Source organism: Marinactinospora thermotolerans DSM 45154, assembly GCF_900167435.1.
Classification (GTDB): domain Bacteria; phylum Actinomycetota; class Actinomycetes; order Streptosporangiales; family Streptosporangiaceae; genus Marinactinospora; species Marinactinospora thermotolerans.
Window position 1 is genome coordinate 71489 of sequence record NZ_FUWS01000013.1, and the last position, 21315, is coordinate 92803.

Sequence of the window (21315 nt, forward strand, 5' to 3'; positions counted from 1 at the left end):
GCTTCGTGATCATGGAAAGATATGTGTGGGTTTCCTATTTATGGCGGGGCCGAAAACGGGGGCCTCCCGCTTCTCTTCACCGCTCAGTTCGTTGCGGGCCACACGTAGTCTGGATGGGTGGGACAGGGGACATTGCTGCAGAAAATCAGTCAGCTGGTCGGCGTCGGCGTCGTCGCCGGTGTGCTCGTCGCCGCGCTCGCCTTGCCGGCACTCGGCGGTGTCGGCATCACCGCTCGCAACGTCGCGACCGGTTTCCTCAACATGCCGGGAGAGCTGGAGACACCGCCTCCCCCACAACGGTCGGTCATCTACGACATCGAGGGCGGGGTGATCGCCGAGATCTACGACCAGAACCGTGAACTGGTCGAGCTCGACGACATCGCCCCCGTCATGCAGGACGCGATCATCTCGATCGAGGACAGCCGCTTCTACGAGCACGGCGGCATCGACATCGCCGGCACCTTCCGCGCGGCCCTGCGCACGATCAGCGGCAACACCCAGGGTGGATCGTCGCTGACCCAGCAGTACGTCAAGAACGTGCTGATCGAGAGCGCGACCTCACAGGCCGAACAGGAGGAGGCGCGCGAGACCACCCTCGCCCGTAAGGTCCGCGAGCTGCGCTACGCGGTCGCCCTGGAACAGCGGATGTCCAAGGAGGAGATCCTCGAGGGCTACCTCAACATCGCCTACTTCGGCGACGGCGCCTACGGGGCCGAATCCGCCGCGCAGCACTTCTTCAACGTCAGCGCCAAGGACCTGAACCTGGAGCAGGCCGCGACACTGGCCGGCCTGGTCCGCTACCCCTACCTGTACAACCCCCGGCTCAACCCCGACGACGCGCTGGACCGGCGCAACGTGGTCCTCGACCGGATGGTCGACACCGGGGTGATCACCCAGGAGCAGGCCGCCGAGGCCAAGGCCAAGGAACTCGAACTCGACATCACCTCTCCCAGTAACGGCTGCATGCCCAGCGACCAGCCGTTCTTCTGCGACTACATCGTCCAGGAGATCGAGAAGAACGAACAGTTCGGCGAGACCGAGACCGACCGCGCCCGCTGGCTGCGCACCGCCGGGCTGAAGATCTACACCACGCTCGACCCGGACATGCAGCAGGCCGCCCAGGAGGCGGTCGACAAGTACGTGCCGCGCAAGAACGAGTCGCGCAAGGTCGCCGCCCAGGTGCTGATCGAGCCGGGCAGCGGCGAGATCCGCGCCATGGTGCAGAGCCGCAACTACGGTCCGGACGAGGCCAACCTCGGCGAGACCTCGATCAACTTCGCGACCGACGCCAACCGGGGCGGCAGCACGGGCTTCCAGGCCGGTTCCACCTTCAAGGCGATCACCCTGGCCGCGGCGTTGGAGGAGGGGATGGGCTTCGGCACCTCCTTCAACTCCCCCACCGAGATGACCGTCACCGGGCAGACCAACTGCGACGGGCAGACCCTCGCCCCATGGCCGGTGCGCAACTCCGGCGAGAGCAACGCCGGAACGCACAACATGGTGTCGGGCACCAAGGGGTCGGTGAACACCTACTTCGCGCAGCTGCAGAAGCGTGTCGGCCTGTGTGACGTCATCAAGATGGCCGAGAAGCTGGGCGTGCACCGCGCCGACGGCGAGTCGTTCGACAACCCCCGGACCCAGGGCAACAACTCCTTCACCCTCGGAAGCGAGGAGGTGTCGCCGATGACCGTGGCCAACGCCTACGCCACCTTCGCCTCCGGCGGCGTCTACTGCGCCCCGCAGGCCATCACCAAGATCGAGGACCGTCAGTCCGGCAAGACGATCGAGATGGACAACGAGTGCGAGCGGCGGATCTCCGAGGAGGTCGCCGACGGGGTCAGCTACCTGCTGCAGCAGACGTTCAAGGGGGGCACGACCAGCGGTCTGGAGATCGGTCGTCCCGCCGCGGCCAAGACCGGCACCACCGACGGGTCGGCGAGCGCGTGGCTGGCCGGATACACCCCGAACCTGGCCAGCGCCGTGTTCGTCGGCGACCCTCGCGGGCCGCAGCAGTACCCGCTGCGCAACATCACGCTGGGCGGAACCTACTACGGCGTGGTCTACGGCGCGACGATCCCCGGGCCGATCTGGCGCGACACGATGCGCGAGGCGGTACAGAAGCTCCCCGAGGAGGGCTTCTCCAGCGCTCCGGGACGGTACGGCTCCACCTCGGAGCCCCGTAACGACCCCGAGGACAACGCCCAGGCGACACCGACCTCCAACACCGCGGGGGTCCCCGATGTGGTGGGACAGGGGCGCGACGCGGCGGTGAGCGCCCTGGAGGCGGCCGGGTACACGGTCAACGTCTCGCCCAACCCGATCCGCTCCGGCCAGCCCGAGGGCACCGTGGCGGCCGTCAACCCCAACGCCGGAACGGCGCTGCCGTCGGGGGCGACGGTGAACGTCTTCATCAGCAACGGTGAAGGGGGCGGCGCCGCCGCGCCCGGCGCCGGGGCCGCCCCCGGCGTGGTCCCGGCGATGTTCGCCCCGGGCCGGAGCGAGGATTAGCCCTCGTTCCCCGGCACGGACTCCGGCCGGTGCGGGCGCCCCGCACCGGCCGGCCGCGTTTCTAGGCGCCGAGCTGCCTCTTGACCTCGGCGGCCACGCGGCCCCCCTCGGCCCGGCCGGCGATCTTCGGGTTGACCACCTTCATGACCTTGCCCATACCCTTGACGTCACCGACCCCGGTCTCGGCGATCGCCGCGGCGACGACCTCGGCCAGCTCGGCGTCGGTGAGCTGGGCCGGGAGGTACCCGGCGAGAACCTCGCCCTCGGCACGCTCGTCGGCGGCCTTCTCGGGACGTCCTCCCTTGTCGAAGGCCTCGGCGGCCTCGCGGCGCTTCTTCGCCTCGCGCGTGATGACCTTGACGATCTCGTCGTCGCTGAGCTCGCGGGCGGACTCGCCGGCGACCTCCTCGTTGGAGACGGCGGTCAAGACCATGCGCAGGGTCCGGGTCCGCACCTCGTCACGTGCCTTCATCGCGGCGGTGAGGTCGGACTTGAGCGTGGCTTTCAACCCGGACATGAGGCTCCTCGTGACGTTTTCCCGTTTCTTTCCCGCCGCCGCGGCGCGACAGCGGGCGACGGTGGGATTCTCCCACTGCCCGCTGGAAGGGGCATGGGCTTTTCCGGCCCGACGCGGCTCGGGTCCCCGGTGGACCGGACGGCAGCAGGGCTCCGGTCCTTTCCGACAGCATCGATGCGGAGGTTGCACATGACGGCGAGCAGGGTGGGCAGGGCGCTGCGGGTGGCGGGCCGGACGGCCGCGATCACCGGCGCCATCGGGGTGGCGGGGGTGGCCTACGCCTCGGTGATCGAACGGAACTGGTTCCGGCTGCGGCGCTATGAGATCCCGCTGCTGGCTCCCGGCAGCCCGCGCCTGCGCGTGCTCCACCTGTCCGACGCCCATCTCACGCCGGGGCGCCGGATGCTGATCGACTGGATCCGCGGGCTGGACGCCCACGAGCCGGACCTCGTCGTCAACACCGGCGACTCGCTGGCGCACCCGGACGCGGTCGGCCCGTTCATCGACGCGCTGGGACCGCTGCTGGAACGGCCGGGGGCGTTCGTGTACGGCTCCAACGACCTGTTCTCGCCGCAGCCGAAGAACCCGGCCCGCTACCTGTGGCGCAGCAGCAAGGCCGACTACCGCAAGCGCAAGGTCCCGGACCTGCCGTGGCGGGAGCTGGGGGCGGCGATGGGCGCGTCGGGCTGGCTGGACCTGAACAACCACAAGGGGCATCTGAAGGCCGGTGGCCTGGACGTGGCGTTGGCCGGGATCCACGACTCCCACATCAAGCTGGACCGCTACGACGCCGTCGCCGGACCGGCCGATCCGGCGGCCGACGTGCGGCTGGGGGTGATGCACTCGCCGGAGCCGGCGAACCTGGACCGCTTCACCGACGACGGCTACCAGCTCCTGCTGGCCGGCCACACCCACGGCGGCCAGCTGTGCCTGCCGTTCTATGGGACGCTGGTCACCAACTGCGGGATCGACCGCCGCCGCGCCTGGGGACTGAGCCGCAACGGCGCGTCCTGGCTGCACGTGTCGGGCGGTCTGGGAACCTCGCCCTACGCGCCGGTCCGCTTCTGTTGCCGTCCCGAGGCGTCCCTGCTCGACCTGGTTCCCCGCGCCTGATCCACCCCGCGTCTCCTTCGATGTGCGAGCACCCCGCGCAGTCCGCTAGACTCTTCCTTGTTGCTTCGGGGTGTAGCGCAGCTTGGCAGCGCGCTTCGTTCGGGACGAAGAGGTCGTGGGTTCAAATCCCGCCACCCCGACGGAGGAACGGGTGTCCACTCAGGTGGGCACCCGTTTTTCGTTCTCGGCGGTCGGGATCCGGCTTCCCCTGCACGTTCATCGCACATCGCCCCGGCGGAGCCGGCCCTGTCCACACCCGTTCACCGGGGCCACCGGCGTCCGGGCGCGTGGGCGGACGGCCGCTTTCTCGCCCTGAGGGGCCATGCGGATATTCCCTCGCTCCGGTGTCCCTGGTCGGGTACCGTGGTCGGCGTGTATACGGGTACCGCTTTCATGAGGCCTCGTCTCCGCGCCTGACGGCGCGGCATCGAGCTCTTCTTCCATCTCTCGTGTGTCCGCCGTCCCGGTCGTCCCGCCGGGCGGTCTTCTTGTGCTGCCCGGCTCCGCCGCGAAACGTGGAGCACACCTTGGAAGCACGTCCCTCACACGACCGGCTGTCCAGCCGCTCGACACACGAACTCCTCTCCGCACTGAACGCGGCCGGGCGGCTCCCGGCCGGCGCGAACGCGCACGTCCGCGCCCGCGGGGTCCGGGTCGTCCTCGGCGGACGTCCGGTCCTCGCCGACGTCGACGCCACGATCTCCCAACGGTCGCGCGTGGCGCTCGTGGGAGAGAACGGCCGGGGCAAGACGACGCTGCTGCGGGTCCTCGCCGGCGACCTCGCGCCCGACGACGGCCAGGTGGAGCGCGCGGGCACGGTGGGCGTCGTCCACCAGTCGCTCGCGTCCCGCAACGGTGAGACCGTCGGCACCCTGGTCGCCGCGTCGGTGCGCCTCTCACACCTGGCCCTGCACGCGCTGGACCGCACCACGGAGGCCCTTGAGACCGGCGACGAGGGCGCGGACGCCCTGTACACGGCGGCGCTCGACGCCGCCATGCGGCTCGACGCCTGGGACGCCGACCGCAGGGTCGACGTCGCCCTGGAGGGACTCGGCGCGTGCACCGACCGGGACCGGGAACTCGCCACCCTGTCCGTCGGCGAGCGCTACCGCGTGCGCCTGGCGTGCCTGCTCGGCGCCAACCACGACATCCTGCTGTTGGACGAGCCGACCAACCACCTCGACGCCGGCGCGCAGGCGTTCCTGGCCTCGCGTCTACGCTCGCATTCCGGCGGCCTGATGATCGTCACCCACGACCGCGCGCTCCTGCGCGAGGTCGCCGACGACTTCCTCGACCTGGACCCGAGCATGGACGGACGCCCGCGCGTGTTCTCCGGCGGCTATACGGGCTGGCAGGAGGGCCGGCGACGCGAACGCGAACGCTGGACCCAGGAGTACGAGACGCAGCGGGCCGAGCACGCCAGACTGGCGCAGGCGGTACAGGAGGCCCGCAACCGGCTGTCCACCGGGTGGCGACCGGACAAGGGCACCGGGAAGCACCAGCGGCAGTCGCACGCCCCGGGCGTGGTGCAGAGCCTCAAACGCAGGCAGGAGGCCCTGGAGGCGCATCGGATCACGGTCCCCCGGCCACCGCTCTCACTACAGTGGCCGCACCTGCCCACCAAGCCCGGCGCCCCCATCCTGAGGTGCGACGACGTGACCGTCGCGGGACGCCTGCACACCCCGGTCTCCCTGGAGATCGACGGCGGCGACCGACTGCTGGTCACCGGCCCGAACGGGGCCGGCAAGTCCACCCTGCTCGGGGTCCTGACCGGTGCCATCGCCCCGACGGGCGGTTCGGTGCGCAGATCCGACGGCACCCGGATCGCTCACCTGTCCCAGGAGGTCCCGGCCTGGGCGGACGACGTCCAGGCGCACGAGGTCTACCGGACGCACGTCGAACGGCTCGTGTCACAAGGGAAGGTGGCCGAGTCCGACCTCGTCTCGCCGCGCGCCACGGGCCTGTTGGACGCCGAGGCGCTCCGCACGCCCGTCGGGCGGATGTCGGAGGGGCAGAAGCGCCGCCTGCACCTCGCATTGTGCCTGGCCGAACGGCCTGACCTGGTGATCCTCGACGAGCCCTCGAACCACCTGTCGTCGCTGCTCGTCGACGAGCTCACCGACGCCCTGCGGGACACCCCGGCGGCCGTCGTCATCGCCACGCACGACCGCCAGATGCTCGCCGACCTCGCGTCCTGGCCGTCCCTGGCCGTCTCCGCGGGAGCCGGGGAGTCCGGCCGGTGACCCGGTAGTCCCCGCCCCGCCGCCCTCGTCCGGTTCCGCCGATCGGGCCCGCGGCGGCGGTGCGGCGGGACGGTCCCACCGCCCTCCCGGGCGTGGTGACCGTCCCCCGTCGTGCCCCGTCCCGGCTCGTGGGGAGTCCGGGCGGCGGCCGGGGAACCGTCCGAGGAGCGGGGGCGGGGCGGCGGAGCCGTCCCCTCCCCGGGAACAGCGGGCCTGGAGCACGGCGGGTTCGCCGCCACGGACCCGGTGACGAGCCGCTGTTCCCCATCGGTCCTCCGCGCGGCCTCGGCACACCGGTCCCTCGAAGGGACGGCCCGGGCGTACGGCGCTCCGCCCCGAACCGGTGAACGCGGCCCCTGCCCGCGGTCACCGTCCTCGGCCGGGCGACGGGCGTTCGCGGGGGAGCGCGGAAGGCGGGTCGTCTCCCGCCGGGAGGTGAGGTCCTCCGGCACCGGCACGGCGTCGTCCGGCACGGGACGTGGAGGGGGCGTGGCCGTCGCCGGCCCGCCCGGTCACCGGTGAGCCCTCTCGGTGCCCAGTGGTGCGGCCGTCCGGCGGTCTCCCGCTGGACAGCACGCGACGTTCCGCGCGCCTCACGGGGCCGAAACGTCACAGCCGGGTGCCAGGATGGGCCGGATCACCGATGGCGCCGTTGGGCGCAGGTAGTCCGAGGAGGACGACTCCCATGACCCCGCAGCAGTTCATGGACGCCGCGCTGTGGTTTCCCGAGGCCGTCGAGACCGAGCCGTTCGGTCCGGGAGCGCTCGTCTACAAGACCGCGGAGCGGATGTTCGCCCTGCTCAGCGACTCCGACGAGGACCGTCCCGCCCGGGTGACGCTCAAGTGCGAGCCCTCGCTGGCCCTGGAGCTGCGCGCCGAGTTCCCGGCCGTGCTCCCCGGCTACCACCTGGACAAGCGGCACTGGAACACCGTCGTCCTCGACGGCACGGTTCCCGACGACGAGCTGCTGGAGATGCTCAGGCACTCCTACCTGCAGGTCGTGGCGAAGCTGCGCAGGGCCGACCGGGAACGGCTGACCGCGCTCCTGGGCGAGGACACGCCCCCGCTCCCCTCCTGATCGGGCACCGGGGAGACGGTCCACGCCCTTCGTGGCCCGGCGGGCTCCTCTCCGCGCCCGTGACCGGGCGCCGCCCCCGCGCGGGCGGGGGCGGAGGGGGTCAGTTCCCGCCGAGGAGGTCGAGGAACGGCGTCGGCTCGTCGTAGGGGTCGGGCCGGGACGACCGGCCGGAGCCGACGGCCAGGCCGGCGAGCTCCCCTGCGGCGCGGTCGATCCGGTCGGCGAGCCCGCCGCTCGCGTCGCCCGCGCCGCCCCAGTCCTCCGACGCCGCGTAGACGGCGGTCGGCACGACGATCGAGCGCAGGTAGGCGAACATGGGACGCATCGCGTGCTCCAGCACGAGGGAGTGCCGGGCCGATCCGCCGGTGGCCCCGAGCAGGACGGGCATGCCCGACAGCGCGTCCGCCTCGACGACGTCGAAGAACGTCTTGAACAGCCCGCTGTAGGAGGCGTTGAACACCGGGGTGACCGCGATGAGCCCGTCAGCGGTGACGACCGTGTCCAGCGCGGTCTTGAGCTCTCCGGCGGGAAAGCCGGTGAGCAGGTTGTTGGCGAGGTCGCGGGCGTGGTCGCGCAGTTCGATCACGTCCACGACCGGATCGGCGCCGCGCTCCCGCAGGGAGCGCTGTGCGGCCTCGGCCAGCCGGTCGGCGAGCAGCCGCGTGGAGGACGGCACGCTCAGGCCGGCGGAGACGACGGCGATCCTGGTCCGGGTCATCGTTGCTCCTTCGCGGTGTCGGTGGCGGTGCGGGCGGCGGCCTCCCGCAGGCTCGCGTGGGTGGGCGCGTCGGGAACGCCGGCGGGGCGCCGCGCGGCGAACTCCTTGCGCAGGACCGGCACGACCTCCTCGCCCAGGATGTCGAGCTGTTCCAGGACGGTCTTGAGCGGCAGGCCCGCGTGGTCCATGAGGAAGAGCTGGCGCTGGTAGTCGCCGAAGTACTCGCGGAACTTCAGGGTGCGGTCGATGACCTGCTGGGGGCTGCCCACGGTCAGCGGCGTCTGCTCGGTGAACTCCTCCAGCGACGGCCCGTGGCCGTACACGGGGGCGTTGTCGAAGTAGGGCCGGAACTCCCGCACCGCGTCCTGGGAGTTCTTGCGCATGAACACCTGTCCGCCCAGGCCGACGATGGCCTCGTCGGCGGTCCCGTGACCGTAGTGCTCGAAGCGCCTGCGGTACAGGTTGATCAGGCGGATGTAGTGCTCCTTGGGCCAGAAGATGTTGTTGGCGAAGAAGCCGTCACCGTAGTAGGCGGCCTGTTCGGCGATCTCGGGGCTGCGGATGGAACCGTGCCACACGAACGGCGGGACGCCGTCGAGGGGCCGCGGGGTGGAGGTGAAGCCCTGGAGCGGGGTGCGGAAGCGCCCCTCCCAGTCGACGACGTCCTCGCGCCACAACCGGTGCAGCAGGTGGTAGTTCTCGACGGCCAGCGGGATGCCCTGGCGGATGTCCTGGCCGAACCAGGGGTAGACCGGCCCGGTGTTGCCGCGGCCCAGCACCAGGTCCACCCGGCCGTCGGCCAGGTGCTGGAGCATGGCGTAGTCCTCGGCGATCTTGACCGGGTCGTTGGTGGTGATCAGGGTGGTCGCGGTGGACAGGATGAGCCGCTCGGTGCGCGCGGCGATGTAGCCGAGCATGGTGGTGGGCGAGGAGGGCACGAACGGAGGGTTGTGGTGCTCGCCGGTGGCGAACACGTCCAGGCCGACCTCCTCGGCCTTCAGCGCGATCGCGACCATCGCCTTGATCCGCTCGGCCTCGGACGGCGTGCGTCCCGTCGTGGGATCGGTCGTGACGTCGCCGACCGTGAAGATCCCGAACTGCATAGCGCCCTCCGAACCTGCCTGCTTTAGTTGCTTTTTCAACTACTTCCCCAGAACATATCTCGCCCCGGTTCCATTCCGCCAGGTCGCTTCGGATGCGCCGCCCGCTCAAAGGGCCTTCTCCAGCCCGGAGCCGGTGAACGCCCGCGGGCCTCGGCGTCCGCCGCACGTGGTGCCCCCGAGGGATTCCGCTCACCCCGCTTCTGTCGTCAGCGGGCCGACCCCGTCCCCGTGAGCGGTGCGGGAACGACGGACGGACGTGATCGGCGAGGGGAGGACGCCCCTCGGCACCTCCCCCGGAGACACCGCGCCCCTGGTGCGCCTTCCCCGCGCCGACGGCGACGAGCGGGCCGGCCCGGCGCGTCCCTCCCGGGAGAACACGGCGAGGCCGGCCCCTGCCGGCCTCGCCGCCGGGGCACGCCGGCCCGCGAGCACGCGGGAAACCGCCCTGCACCCCTGGCGCGGAAGGCCCATAGGGGGCGGGTCCCGCGCCCCGAAGACGGCCGGCGCCCCCCGGACCCGGGCGACCACCGAGGACGCTCGGCGGGGACGGCCGCGACGGCGCGAACCCGGCCCACGCGGCGGAGCACGGCGGAAGGCGCGTTACGGCCGGCCGGGCCCCGGGCTCAGTCGCCGGCGCGGTGGATGGTGACCGACTCCAAGACGACGTCCTCGACCGGCCGGTCGGCCGGATCGGTCTCGACCGCGGAGATCGCGGCCACCACCTCGTTGCTCTCGTCATCGGCGACCTCGCCGAAGATCGTGTGGGCTCCGTCCAACCACGGCGTCGCCGCCGAGGTGATGAAGAACTGCGATCCGTTGGTGTCGGGACCCGAGTTGGCCATGGCCAGCTTCCCCGGGGCGTCGAAGGTGAGGTCGGCGACGATCTCGTCCTCGAAGGCGTAACCGGGTCCACCGGTTCCCGTGCCCTCGGGGTCACCGCCCTGGATCATGAAGTCGGGGATGACGCGGTGGAAGATCGTCCCGTCGTAGAACTCGTCCTTGCCGGTGCGGGGGTTGGCGACCTTGTCGCCCTCGGCGAGCTGGACGAAGTTGGCGACGGTCTGGGGTGCCTGGTCGGGGAAGAGCACGACCTCGATGTCCCCCTTGCTGGTGGCCAGCGTCGCGCCTTCGACGTCGGAGACGTCCACCTCGGCGGCCGGTGACGACGCCGCGTCGTCCTGGGGAGACGACGGAGACGACGGGGCGGAGCCAGCGCAGGCCGCCGTCGCGAGGAGTGCGCCACCGAGCAGCCCGCCGGCCGCAGTCCTGGCGAAACGGTTCATCGGGGTACCTCTCAGGGGTTCGTGCGCGTACCCCCTCAGGCTAGGGCCCGGTGGCGCGCCCCGGGCGCGCGGTCCCTCCCGTCCCCCGGTGTCCGTTCCGTTCAAGACGGCGCGGGCCTTTCGTCCTAACGTCGGTCCCATGAAACCCGTACTCAACGCGGTCGGCCTCGTCGCGGCCGACATGGGCAAGACGCTGGCCTTCTACCGCCGGCTCGGTCTGGAGATCCCGGCCTCGGCCGACACCGCCCCCCACGCCGAGGTGGTGCTGCCCGGCGGCCTGCGGTTGATGTGGGACACCGCCGAGACCATCCGCTCCTTCGACCCCGATTGGAGGCCGCCCTCGGGAGGACCCGGTGCCGCGCTGGCGTTCGCCTGCGCCGATCCGGAGGAGGTGGACTGCGTCTACGCCGATCTGGTCGGTGCCGGCTATCACGGACACCGGGAACCGTGGGACGCCGTGTGGGGACAGCGCTACGCGGTGGTCCACGACCCCGATGGCAACGGCGTCGACCTCTACGCCCCGCTGCCCGAGGGATGAGCGGAACCCCCGGCCCGCCCGCCCACGAGCCGGCCTATCGATCGTCCCGTCAACGCCCTCACCTCACGGGACATGTGGGGTTGGTCGGCGTAGCCCGCTGTCGCCGCCACCTCGCCGAGGGGCACACCGGCCCTGGCCGCGTCCAGGGCCCGGTTCATCCGCAGGATGCGGGCGAGGGTCTTGGGACCGTAGCCGAACGCCTCCAGGCAACGGCGGTGGAGGCTGCGCTGGCCGAGCCCGACGGCCTCGGCCGTGGCGGTGACCGTCCGGCCGAGGGCGAGGTGCCGCGCGACCGCGCGGAGCGAGGGGTCGACGGGTCCGTTCCGGCGCAACCGTCCGGCCGCGATCCCCTCCAATGCCGCGAGGGGGTCGGCGGCGCCGGCGGTCGCCTCCGTGAGGCGTTCGACCTCCGCCCGTGGCCACAGGTCGGCCAGGGGGACCCGCAGGTCGCGTAGTTCGCGCGCCGCCACCCCGAAGACCACCGGTCCCATCCCCGGGGGAAAGCGCAGCCCCACATAGCGGCTTCCCGGCCGTCCCTGGGCGGGGTGGGCGCCGGTGTCCGGTCCGGCCACCAGCAGGCCGCCGTCGTTCCAGATGAGGTCGGTGCACCCGTCGGGCAGGACCGTCGGTGTGGAGCCGTCGTCGGGTGCCCGGCCCTGCCACGCCACCACCTCGGACAGGCGTGATGCTCTCTCCCGGTACATGTCCCCAGTCTCGCAGCGGCCTCTCCCGCGGGGCGGCGTCGGGCGCGCGCCCGTCGTTCGGAGGACGCGGGACGGGATCTTGATGTTTGGCGGCGCGGCGACCGTGGCAGTGAAGTCCGGGATCGTTTTCCGCTGGACCTTGAGGGCACGCTCCTTCTGGAGAGCGACCCGCCGGGGAGAAGGTCGCAGAGGAGTAGGACATATGGGGCAAAGCCGCGCGGGCCAATCGCTTCCACAGGCGAAACGTCCCCGATCCCCCCGTAAGCCCCGGACGACGCAGTGACCGGAAAGCACACGGCCTCCTCAGGACCGCCGGGTCCGACCGCCTGGACCGCTCCCGACGGACACCTCGGATTCGGCGCGGTGCGCGCCCTCCTGGACGAGCTGGGGGACGCGGTCGTCCTCTGCTCCGCCGACGGTGTCGTCGAACTCGTCACCAACGCCGCCCACGACCTGGTTCCCGGCCTTCGGGCCGGCCAGACCGTCGAACAGCCCCACACCGGTCCCCTCGGTGACGCCGCGACCGCGGGCTCCGGCTACTTCCACGGCCTCCACCACGGCCGGGAACTGCGCGGACGCCGGCACGAGGTCGACGACGGCCGGATCGCCTGGTGCCTCTCCGAGATCACCACCCAGCGTCCCCCTCCCGGCCCCTCCCCGGCCGATTTCCTCGCCACCGCGGGCAGTCGGCTCTCGGCCTCGCTCAACCTGCGGCGCTGCGCCGTCACGACGGCCGAACTCGCCGCCGGGGCGATCGCCGACATGGCGGTCGTGGTGCTGCCCCCCGAACGGCGCCGGATCCCCTGGATCCGCGCTGTCGGCGGCGAGCCCGGTGTCCACGAGGACGTCACCACGACGGCACGCGTGGCCGAGGTTCCCGGACTCGGCGAGGCCCTGGCCGGTTTCCCCCCGGTGCCCAGCCGCTGGCTCGACCCCGCGCAGGCGCCATCCTGGCTGCTCCCCGAGGGGTTCGGCGAACCGGGGGCGCTCCTGGTCGTCCCCCTCCCCGGCAACGGCGTGGCCGCCGGCGCGCTCGTACTGGCCCGCCGCGCCGACCGGTCCCCCTTCGACGAGGACGAGGAACTGCTGACGCGGGTGTTCGCCGCGCGCGCGGGCGCAGCGATCTCCGCGGCGGCGTTGTACCGCGAACAGCTGGAGACCGCCGACGCGCTCCAAAACCACCTGCTCCCCCCACAGGACCCGCGGATCGACGGGGTGCGCATCGGCGCCTCCTACTGGCCCGCCCGCGACGCGCTACGGGTCGGTGGTGACTTCTACGACGTCTTCCCCTCCGAGGGCCCCGGTAGCACCGCCATGGTCGCCCTGGGCGATGTGTGCGGCAAGGGCGCCCACGCCGCCGTGCTCACCGGCAAGGTGCGCCAGAGCCTGCGCACGCTGCGGTTGCTGGAACGCTCCCCCGAGCGTCTGCTGGCCCTGCTCAACCAGGCGATGCTGCCGCCCGTGCGCGAACGTTTCACCACGATGGTCCTGGCCGACGTCGCCCCGGCCGAGCACGGGCGCGTCCATATGCGCATCGCCTCGGGCGGACACCCCCCGCCCCTGATCCTGCGCCGCGACGGCCGGGTCGAGGAGGTCGGGCTGCGCGGAATGATGATCGGCGCGGTGGCCGACATCCGCGTCGACGTCACCGACATCGTGCTCGCCGCGGGTGAGACCTGCCTGCTCTACAGCGACGGCGCGACCGAGGCGCGGGGCGGCCCGATGGGGCGGGAGTTCTACGGCGAGGAGCGGCTCCGCGCCGCGCTCGCCACCTGCGTCGGCATGCCGGCCCACGCGCTCGTCGAACGTCTCGAACAGGTCATCGGCGACTGGCTGCGCGGCAACGAGCACGACGACATCGCGCTGCTCGCGGTGCAGTCCCCCGAACGCGCCCGTCTGAGCCTCGCGCGCCCCCCGAATGGAGAGGAACGGCACGAATGACCCTGACGGTCGATCCCGGGCTCGGCGCGCCCGGATATCTCGAACCGTTCCTCGGCCACCTGGCGGAGGGTGACGAGCCGGCGGCCGTCGGCCTGCTGACGGGGGCGGCGACCTCCGTCATCGCGGCCGGGCGGCTGCTGCTGGACGTGGTCGCGCCGGCCCAACGCCGGGTGGGGGAGCTGTGGGCGAGCGGCCGGTGGGACGTCGCCCGCGAGCACGCGGCGACCGCGATCAGCGAGCGCGCGGTGGCCGCCGTCACGGAACAGGCCCCACCCCGCCCCCACCGGGGCAGGATCACGGTCGCCTGCGTGGAGGGCGAGTGGCACGCGCTGTCCTCACGCCTGGTCGCCGGCCTGGAGGGCCTACGTGACCGGCTCGCCGACTTCCCCCGATCGTCCGCCCTGCTCATGGCGGGGGCGGACGCGGTGGGGGCCGGCGCCGACGATTCCGCCACACCGGCCGGGGAGGGGGCGTGATGTCGGCCGGAACGCCTCTGGAGATCCAGGTCGTCCGAGCGGCCGGGAACGTGCGCCTGTGGTGTGTCGGGGACCTCGACCACGAGACGGTGGACGAGCTGAGGGAGTGTGTCGGCGACCTGCTGGCCGCGGGCGTCCGTTCCCTGTCGATCGACCTGTCGGGCGTCGACCTGTGCGACTCCTCGGGGCTGTCGGGGCTGTTGCACGCGCACAACAGCACACGGGCGGCCGGCGCCGAACTGCACATCACGGGCGTCTCGGATCGGTTGGGCAGGATCATGTCCATCACTGGGCTGAATCGGATCCTGTCCTGTTCCCTGGCCGGCGGCGCCCCCGCCGCCTCTCCCGGCTCCGACGTCTCCACGGCCGCGGGCCCCTCGTCACCGTCGCCCTAGCGCGTCCTCCCCGGCCGTGCCGTGTGTCCCCATCCCCCGCCCCGTACTGGAGAAGACGTGAACCCCGAGGACAAAGCGCTTCCGGTCCACCGGATCGGTACCGCCGTCGTCATCGAGATGCCGGTGGAGGTCGACTACTACGTCAGGGACGCGGCCACCGAGCAGGCGCTCGCTCTGCTGGAGGAGCGCCCCGAACGTCTGGTGGTGGACATGTCGGGGTGCACGTTCTGCGACTCCAGCGGTCTGGCCATCCTGTTGCGGGTGCGCGGCCCCGCGGAGGAGGCCGGGGTCCTGCTGGACGTCGTCGTGCCGCATCCGACCGTTCGGCGCGTCTTCGAACTGGCCGGGGCCGACTTCATTTTCCGATTGCACACCACGTTGCACGAGGCCCTGGCAAGCGCCCCCGGCGCCCCCTCGTCTCCCGCTCCCACCTGCGGTTCCCACGTCGCGGACACGACTCGGCGCGGCCCCGCGTAGGCTTCTCCACACTCCTCTCCACCACGCTTTCAGGGGGCAGGGATGTTTGCTCTCCGCCGACCGGGAACGGATGCTCCTGTCCGGACCGGGTGTCCCTCCCCGCCCACTCCCCGGACCGGTCCCACCGAAGTGGTGGGACCGGACACGACAAGCCCGCGGACCCGGAGGAGCAGACCGATGGGCGAGCGAAGCGACATCGACTGGGCCGAGTTGGACGACGGCGAGCTACTGGACGGCGTATTGGACGTGATGGAACGCGAGGAACTCATCCCCGGCGGCCTGGGCCGTGTCCTGGCCGACATCGCCGCCGCGGGCGTCCCCGAACCTCGGGAGGAGAGCGGCGCGGTGTTGGTACGGCCGGTGACCCGGCTACGCAGCGTCGCCTCCGAGCCGCAGCGACGCCATCGGTTGTGATCTCCACCACTCCCATTTGACAAGCGCGCCAATCGAAGGGTAACCTTTCGGCAACTGCGCGTTATCGCCACACAGTGTCACGGGAACACTCCACACTGAAACACAGCGGAAGCGCTCGATAACACAGAGTCGCGACTTCCTCCGTTTCCTCATCTATGTGGAGTGTCATGCGAATCGCCGAAGAGACACGCGCCTATCACGTGGGCGGCCACGCGCCGCCGGGCCTCCGCGAGCGTCTGGGCGGGCACCTCCGCCACGACCTCCCGGCCTCCTTCGTGGTGTTCCTGGTCGCGGTCCCGTTGTCGCTGGGCATCGCCGTCGCCTCGGACGCGCCCCTTGTGGCCGGCCTCATCGCCGCCGCGGTCGGCGGCATGCTGGCCGCCCTGTTCGGCGGGTCGATGGTGCAGGTCAGCGGACCGGCCGCGGGACTGACCATCATCGTCGCCGAACTGGTGGCCGCCCACGGCTGGGCCACCACCTGCCTGATCACCGCGCTCGCCGGCGTCGTCCAGATACTGCTGGGGGCGCTGCGCATCGCGCGGGCGGCACTCGCCGTCTCCCCCGCGGTCGTCCACGGGATGCTGGCGGGCGTCGGCGTCACCATCACCCTCGCCCAGATCCACGTCGTCCTGGGCGGCGCCGCCGAGAGCTCCCCCATCGTCAACCTGCGCGAGCTCCCCGGTCAGCTCCTGCACAACCACACGGCCTCGGTCGCCGTGGGCCTGGTGACCGTAGCCCTGCTCCTGGCCTGGGGCCGGATGCCCCTCCTCCCCTGGCTCCCGCTACGCCGTGTCCCCGGCCCCCTGGCCGCGATCACGGCCGCCACCGCGGTGAGCCTGGCGTTCGACCTCGACGTCGAGCGGGTGTCGCTGCCCGCGCTGTCGGAGGGCCTGGGACTGGCCCCGACGCTCCCCGAGGGGAACTACGCCGGTGTCGCCGCGGGCGTCGCGACGATCGCGCTCGTCGCCAGCGTCGAATCACTGCTCTGCGCGGTCGCCGTCGACCGCCTGCACGACGGTCGCCGCGCCCGGCTCGACCGCGAACTGGTCGGCCAGGGCGCCGCCAACACGGTTTCGGGCCTGCTCGGCGGCCTCCCCGTGGCGGGCGTGATCGTCCGCAGCACCACCAACGTGCAGGCGGGCGCCCGCACCCCCGTCTCGGCCTTCCTGCACGGGGCGTGGATCCTCCTGTTCGTCATCACCCTGTCCTCGATCATCGAGTTCATCCCCATGGCGGCGCTGGCCGGCCTGCTGGTCTTCACCGGCATGAAAATGGTCGACATCGCCCACATCCGGGGGCTGCGCGCCCACCGTGAACGGCACGTCTACATCGTCACGCTTCTCAGCGTGGTGTTCCTCGGCCTGGTCGAGGGCGTGATCATCGGTCTGGTCCTGGCCTTCGTGGCCGCGCTGCGCCGGCTGACCCGCACCACCGTGCGCACCCGCTCCGTGGGCCGGCGCCACCACGTCGTCATCGAGGGGTCCCTGACCTTCCTCGCGGTGCCCCGGGTCTCGGGCGTCCTGTCGAAGATCCCCCCGGGCACCGACGTCGACCTCGACCTGCACGTCGACTTCATGGACAACGCCGCGTTCGACGCCATCCACTCCTGGCGGGTCGCGCACGAGCGCGGCGGCGGGCGCGTCGACATCGACGAACTCCACGAGGACTGGTACGAGGGCGGGGTCAGCGGCTCGCTCCCGAACCGCAAGACACCGGTCCCGCCGATGCGGCACTGGCTGCGGCCGCGCGGCCACGGACGTGCCCCCGAGGCCGGGACGGCCGACTCCTCGACGTCACTGCTGCTCTCCGGGGCGCGCGACTACCACATGGCCGTCGCACCGCGGCTACGCCCGGTCATGGCCGAGCTGTCGACCGCGCAACGCCCCCACACCCTGCTCATCGCCTGCGCCGATTCGCGCATCGTGCCCAACCTGTTCACCGCGAGCGGGCCAGGGGACCTGTTCACGATCCGCAACGTCGGAAACATCGTCCCCGCCTACCGCGCCGGGGAGGCCGAGGCGGGGACCCTGGGCACCCTCGAATACGCGATCGGCGTGCTCGGGGTGCGCTCGATCGCGGTGTGCGGGCACTCGCGCTGCGGCGCCGCCGAGGCCGTTCTGAAGGACCCCGAAGCGGTGTCTCCCGGCGTGCGGACGTGGCTGGCCCTGGGCGGCTGCCAGGCCGGATCGCAGCCCGTCGCTCCCGGCGAGACCCACGAGGCCGCCTGGAACCGCGCCAGCCGCGGGAACGTCGTCCGGCAGCTCGACAACCTCATGACCTACCCGTTGGTGCGCGGACGGGTGGCGGCCGGCGAGCTCGAACTCGTCGGCCTCTACTACGACATCCTCACCGCGCAGGTCCACGTCCTGGACCGGGAGTCGGGGCTGTTCCTGCCCGCCGGCGAGGGGCCGGTGGGCGTCGGAGCCGAGGGCGGGCCGGCCCGTCCGGCCCCGCCGGCCGGCTCGGACCCGGCCGCCTCCCCGGAGACGGACGCCGGGAGCCATCCGCCCGCCGGCGTCGGCGAGCACTGACCACGCGGGCGGGGGCCCGGGAGGGAGAGGCACCGGGCCCCCGCCCCCGTCGACACCCCCGTCAGCCCTCCCTGCGCTTCAGCTCCCCGGCCGCCTCCTGGGCCTCGGGGACGCCCAGTTCGGCGAAGATCTCGGCGGCCTCGGAGAGCAGGGAACGCGCCTCGTCCGCGGGGACCGTGCTCGCGGGGAGCGCGGCCAGCCCGGCCAGTGCCTTGGCCTCGGCGTAACGCTCGTTGCGGTCCCTGGCCAGGTCGAGGGCCTCCTCGTGCGAGGAACGCGCCTCGATGTACCGCCCGGCGCGAGCGTAGGTGACGGCGAGGTCGTTGAGGACCTCGGCTTCGGCGCTGCGCTGCGCGGTCTTCTCCCCGAGCTCCAACGCGAGCCGGTGCGCGGCGAGCGCGCCCTCGATGTCCCCGGTCTCCCGCAGCACGCAGCCGAGGTTGTTACGGGTGTAGATCTCCCCGGTGGTGTCCCCCATGTCGAGGAAGAGCCGCAGCGCCCTCTCCAGCTGCTCCCGCGCTGTCGCGTAGTCACCCCGCCTGGTGTTGACCTCGCCCAGGGTGCGCAGCGCGGAGGCGTGTGTGGCCATCGATCCGGGCTCCACCTGGATACGCAGGACGGCCTCACAGTGCCGGACGGCCTCTTCGAGATTGCCCATGGCCTGGTGGAGACCTCCGAGATTGGTCCGTTGCAGCGCCTCGAGCGCCTGATCACCGGTGGCGACGGCATAGGCGATGGTCCGGTCCAGTGCCGCGGCGGATTCCTCGTAACGCCCCATGCGCTCGTACACGACGGCGAGGTTCGCGAAGACCCGGATCTCACCCGCCTCATCTCCAAGGCGGACGAAGATCTCCCTGGCCTCCTCCAGCAGGGAGAGCGCCGATTCGAGCCGTCCGGACAGGCAGTGCGCGATGCCGAGACCGACCAGGGTGACGGCGCTTCCCATGTCGTCGTTATCGGCCCTGCTCGCGTCGAGCGCCTGTTCGTGGGTACTCAGCCACAGCTCGGTCTGCCCGTGCACCGCGTAGAAGCGCCAGAGCGCGTGGGCCAGCTGCCAGGCGTTGCGCCCCTGCCGGCTCTCCGCGTAGTGGCTCACCATCGATGCCAGGTTCTCGCGGTGCTTGTCGAACCAGTCGACGGCCTCGGACCTGCTGCGCCACTCCTCGCGGTACCTGGAGTCGGCCGCCTCCCCCACCTCGTAGTCGTGGGCGCGTGGCCCCAGCCATTCGGTGGCGCGCTGAGCGGCACGCAGGTAGTAGGCGCCGAGCCGGCGCCGGCTCTCCGCGATCTCCTCCTCGTCCAGTTCCTGGAACGCACGGTGCCGGGCGTAGGCGCCGATCAGATCGTGGAAGCGGTAGAGGTCCACCCCCTGCTCGTCGACGAGGCAGACGCTGACCAGTTCCTGGATGAGGTCATCGGCGTCGGGGGGGTCCCGGTCGATCAGCGCGGCGGCACCGTAGAGGTCCACGCTTCCGCCGATCATCAGGCCGAGCCGCAGGAAGGTCTCCCGCTGCTCGGCGTTGAGGCTCTGGAAGGACAGTTCGAAGACCGCCTCGACGCTCTGCCCCTCGATACGAAGCTCGTGGAACCGACGGTGCTGCTGCCCCAGCCGCTCCTCGACGTGCCGGAACGTCCACCGGGGCCGGCTGAGCATCCGGCCCGCGACGATGCGCAGGGCCAGCGGCAGTCCACCGCACAGGGCGACGACCCTGCGGGCGGCGTCCGGCTCCCGGCCGACACGCTCCGCCCCGAGGACGGTGGTGAAGAAGTCCACCGACGTCTCGGTGTCGAGCATGCCCAGCGCGACGTAACGGGTACCGCTGAGGCCGGCGAGGTCGTGCCGGCTGGTGACGATCGTCAGCGAGCCCGCCGCGGCCGACAGCAGCGGGAGGACCTGACGGGAGGTGGCGGCGTTGTCGAGGACCACCAGGACCCGCTTGCCCGCCAGCGAGGCGCGCCACAGGGCGGCTCGTTCGTCGGTGTCGTCGGGGAGGGCCTCCGGGTCCACGCCGATCGCGCGCAGCAGGCTCGCCAACGCCGTCCGCGCCGTGACCGGCTCCTGATCCACGGTGTGCCCGTAGAGGTCGACGAAAAGCTGCGCGTCGGGATAACGGTCGGCCAGCCGATGGGCCGCGTGGATGGCCAGGGTCGTCTTGCCCGTGCCGCCGGGTCCGGTGATGACGCAGACCTCGGCGCGTTCCTCACCGCGGGCGCCGATCTCCAGGATGCGGTCCAGGTCGGCCTCGCGGCCGGTGAAGTCGGGGATGTCGCGTGGCAGGTCGTTGCGTGCCGGCTGCCCGTCCGAAAGTCCCGGGGAGGCCGTCTCGGCCTTACCGGGAGGAGAGGCGGTCTCCGCCGGCTCCTCCCTCGCGGCCTCCGCGGCGGGATCGGTGTCGTGGTCGTGGAGCATCCGCTCGTAGAGCTCCATGACGTCACGTCCGGGGTCGACCCCCAGCTCCTCGGCCAGCGCCTTGCGCACCTCGTGGAACGTGGAGAGCGCGGTCAGCCGCTGGCCGGAGCGGTACAGCGCCGAGATCAGCAGGAAGTGCAGGCGTTCGCGCAGCGGGTCCTTGCGGACGAGGGGGGTGAGCCGTGCCGCGAGCTCGACGTGGTTCCCCAGGGCGAAGTCGACCTCCGCCCAGGCCGCTACCGCCGCCCACCGCTCCTCCAGGAGCGGCTGACAGACCGTGTACCACAGCAGCTCCGAGCCCGTCCCCGAGAACGGCTGACCCCGCCAGCAGGCCAGGGCCTCCTCCCACAGGGCGGCGGCCTCCTCGGTGGCTCCACGTTCCTGCGCCCGAGCGGCCAGGTTCCGGAAGCGGTGGAGGTCGACCTGGTCCGGATCGGTCTGCGCGAGGTAGCCCCCCGCGGTCGTCTGGATGAGCCCCGGAAAACTACGCCGCAGATGAGAGACTTGAACCTGGATGATCGAGCGGGCGGTGCGGGGCGGATCACCGTCCCACAGCAGGTCGATCAGCCGCTCGACCGTCACCTCCTTACCGAGCTCGACCAGGAGCACACCGAGGACACACCGCTGGCGCGGTCCGCCGACGGGAACCGATTTCCCGTCCTGCCACGCCGCGATGGGGCCGAGCACGCCGAAATCCACAAACGGCACTGTAGCAAGGCCATTTGTGCTCTTTTAGCCCTTTATAAGAAACCGCATCCACGCTCCTCTCCCCGAAAAGCGTGGATGCGGTGGTCTTATTCCACCCTCGGCTCAGCCCTGAGGTTTCTCCGCGGGCTGCGGCACCGGAGCAGGCGACGGGGTGGCCG

17 protein-coding genes and 1 tRNA gene are annotated in these 21315 nt (G+C 71.8%); 12 read left to right on the forward strand and 6 right to left on the reverse strand.

All coding sequences use genetic code 11. The annotated features are described in order from the left end of the window. Positions 1-132: 132 nt before the first annotated feature. Positions 133-2508 (forward strand): transglycosylase domain-containing protein, encoded by a 2376-nt coding sequence (locus B5D66_RS21305; protein ID WP_078763577.1) that lies wholly within the window; start codon positions 133-135, stop codon positions 2506-2508. 61 nt (positions 2509-2569) lie between these two features. Here the strand turns inward: B5D66_RS21305 and B5D66_RS21310 are convergent, their stop codons facing one another. Then, complete coding sequence (locus B5D66_RS21310) at positions 2570-3025, reverse strand: GatB/YqeY domain-containing protein (RefSeq protein ID WP_078763578.1); 456 nt, start codon at positions 3023-3025, stop codon at positions 2570-2572. Between the two features lie 189 nt (positions 3026-3214). Here B5D66_RS21310 and B5D66_RS21315 point away from each other — a divergent pair, with 189 nt between their 5' ends. The 4 genes from B5D66_RS21315 (at position 3215) to B5D66_RS21330 (ending at position 7459) form a co-directional block, all read left to right on the forward strand. Beyond that, positions 3215-4138, forward strand: coding sequence for a metallophosphoesterase (locus B5D66_RS21315; protein WP_078763579.1), 924 nt, complete (start codon positions 3215-3217; stop codon positions 4136-4138). A 66-nt stretch (positions 4139-4204) separates the two neighbouring features. Next, positions 4205-4278: transfer RNA gene (locus tag B5D66_RS21320), tRNA-Pro, on the forward strand. A gap of 387 nt (positions 4279-4665) precedes the next feature. Continuing rightward, entirely contained in the window at positions 4666-6381 is a 1716-nt protein-coding gene (locus tag B5D66_RS21325; protein WP_078763580.1) for an ABC-F family ATP-binding cassette domain-containing protein, read from the forward strand. 685 nt (positions 6382-7066) lie between these two features. Further along, positions 7067-7459, forward strand: coding sequence for an MmcQ/YjbR family DNA-binding protein (locus B5D66_RS21330; RefSeq protein ID WP_078763581.1), 393 nt, complete (start codon positions 7067-7069; stop codon positions 7457-7459). 100 nt (positions 7460-7559) lie between these two features. Here B5D66_RS21330 and B5D66_RS21335 read toward each other — a convergent pair whose 3' ends face one another. From B5D66_RS21335 to B5D66_RS21345, 3 genes are all read right to left on the reverse strand, one after another. Further along, the gene (locus B5D66_RS21335) at positions 7560-8177 is read right to left on the reverse strand and encodes an FMN reductase (protein WP_078763582.1); all 618 of its coding nucleotides are present in this window, start codon (positions 8175-8177) and stop codon (positions 7560-7562) included. Then, positions 8174-9280, reverse strand: coding sequence for an LLM class flavin-dependent oxidoreductase (locus B5D66_RS21340; RefSeq protein ID WP_078763583.1), 1107 nt, complete (start codon positions 9278-9280; stop codon positions 8174-8176). The genes B5D66_RS21335 and B5D66_RS21340 overlap by 4 nt, the downstream gene beginning before the upstream one ends. Before the next feature lie 623 nt (positions 9281-9903). Beyond that, positions 9904-10563, reverse strand: a complete 660-nt coding sequence (locus tag B5D66_RS21345; RefSeq protein ID WP_078763584.1) for a peptidylprolyl isomerase — start codon at positions 10561-10563, stop codon at positions 9904-9906. A 139-nt stretch (positions 10564-10702) separates the two neighbouring features. On the opposite strand from B5D66_RS21345, the gene B5D66_RS21350 reads away from it, so the two are divergent. Next, complete coding sequence (locus tag B5D66_RS21350; RefSeq protein WP_078763585.1) at positions 10703-11101, forward strand: VOC family protein; 399 nt, start codon at positions 10703-10705, stop codon at positions 11099-11101. Here the strand turns inward: B5D66_RS21350 and B5D66_RS21355 are convergent. Then, positions 11077-11805, reverse strand: a complete 729-nt coding sequence (locus B5D66_RS21355; RefSeq protein ID WP_078763586.1) for a helix-turn-helix domain-containing protein — start codon at positions 11803-11805, stop codon at positions 11077-11079. The two genes, B5D66_RS21350 and B5D66_RS21355, sit on opposite strands and share 25 nt — an antisense overlap. Positions 11806-12084: 279 nt before the next feature. Between B5D66_RS21355 and B5D66_RS21360 the strand changes: the two genes are divergently transcribed. The 6 genes from B5D66_RS21360 (at position 12085) to B5D66_RS21385 (ending at position 18039) form a co-directional block, all read left to right on the forward strand. Beyond that, positions 12085-13746 carry a PP2C family protein-serine/threonine phosphatase gene (locus B5D66_RS21360; RefSeq protein ID WP_200813741.1) on the forward strand — a complete coding sequence of 554 codons (1662 nt, stop codon included), beginning with the start codon at positions 12085-12087 and terminating at the stop codon, positions 13744-13746. Further along, positions 13743-14222 (forward strand): cobalamin B12-binding domain-containing protein, encoded by a 480-nt coding sequence (locus tag B5D66_RS21365; RefSeq protein WP_078763587.1) that lies wholly within the window; start codon positions 13743-13745, stop codon positions 14220-14222. The genes B5D66_RS21360 and B5D66_RS21365 overlap by 4 nt, the downstream gene beginning before the upstream one ends. Further along, positions 14222-14617: an STAS domain-containing protein gene (locus B5D66_RS21370; RefSeq protein WP_078763588.1), complete on the forward strand. Its 396-nt coding sequence runs from the start codon at positions 14222-14224 to the stop codon at positions 14615-14617. The genes B5D66_RS21365 and B5D66_RS21370 overlap by 1 nt, the downstream gene beginning before the upstream one ends. Positions 14618-14674: 57 nt before the next feature. Further along, entirely contained in the window at positions 14675-15094 is a 420-nt protein-coding gene (locus tag B5D66_RS21375) for an STAS domain-containing protein (RefSeq protein ID WP_078763589.1), read from the forward strand. 177 nt (positions 15095-15271) lie between these two features. Then, positions 15272-15508 (forward strand): hypothetical protein, encoded by a 237-nt coding sequence (locus B5D66_RS21380; RefSeq protein ID WP_078763590.1) that lies wholly within the window; start codon positions 15272-15274, stop codon positions 15506-15508. Between the two features lie 167 nt (positions 15509-15675). Continuing rightward, complete coding sequence (locus B5D66_RS21385; protein ID WP_078763591.1) at positions 15676-18039, forward strand: bifunctional SulP family inorganic anion transporter/carbonic anhydrase; 2364 nt, start codon at positions 15676-15678, stop codon at positions 18037-18039. Positions 18040-18100: 61 nt separating this feature from the next. Here B5D66_RS21385 and B5D66_RS21390 read toward each other — a convergent pair whose 3' ends face one another. Continuing rightward, a complete protein-coding gene (locus B5D66_RS21390; RefSeq protein ID WP_235001143.1) occupies positions 18101-21148 on the reverse strand; it encodes an AfsR/SARP family transcriptional regulator in 3048 nt (1015 codons plus the stop codon). Between the last annotated feature and the right edge of the window lie 167 nt (positions 21149-21315).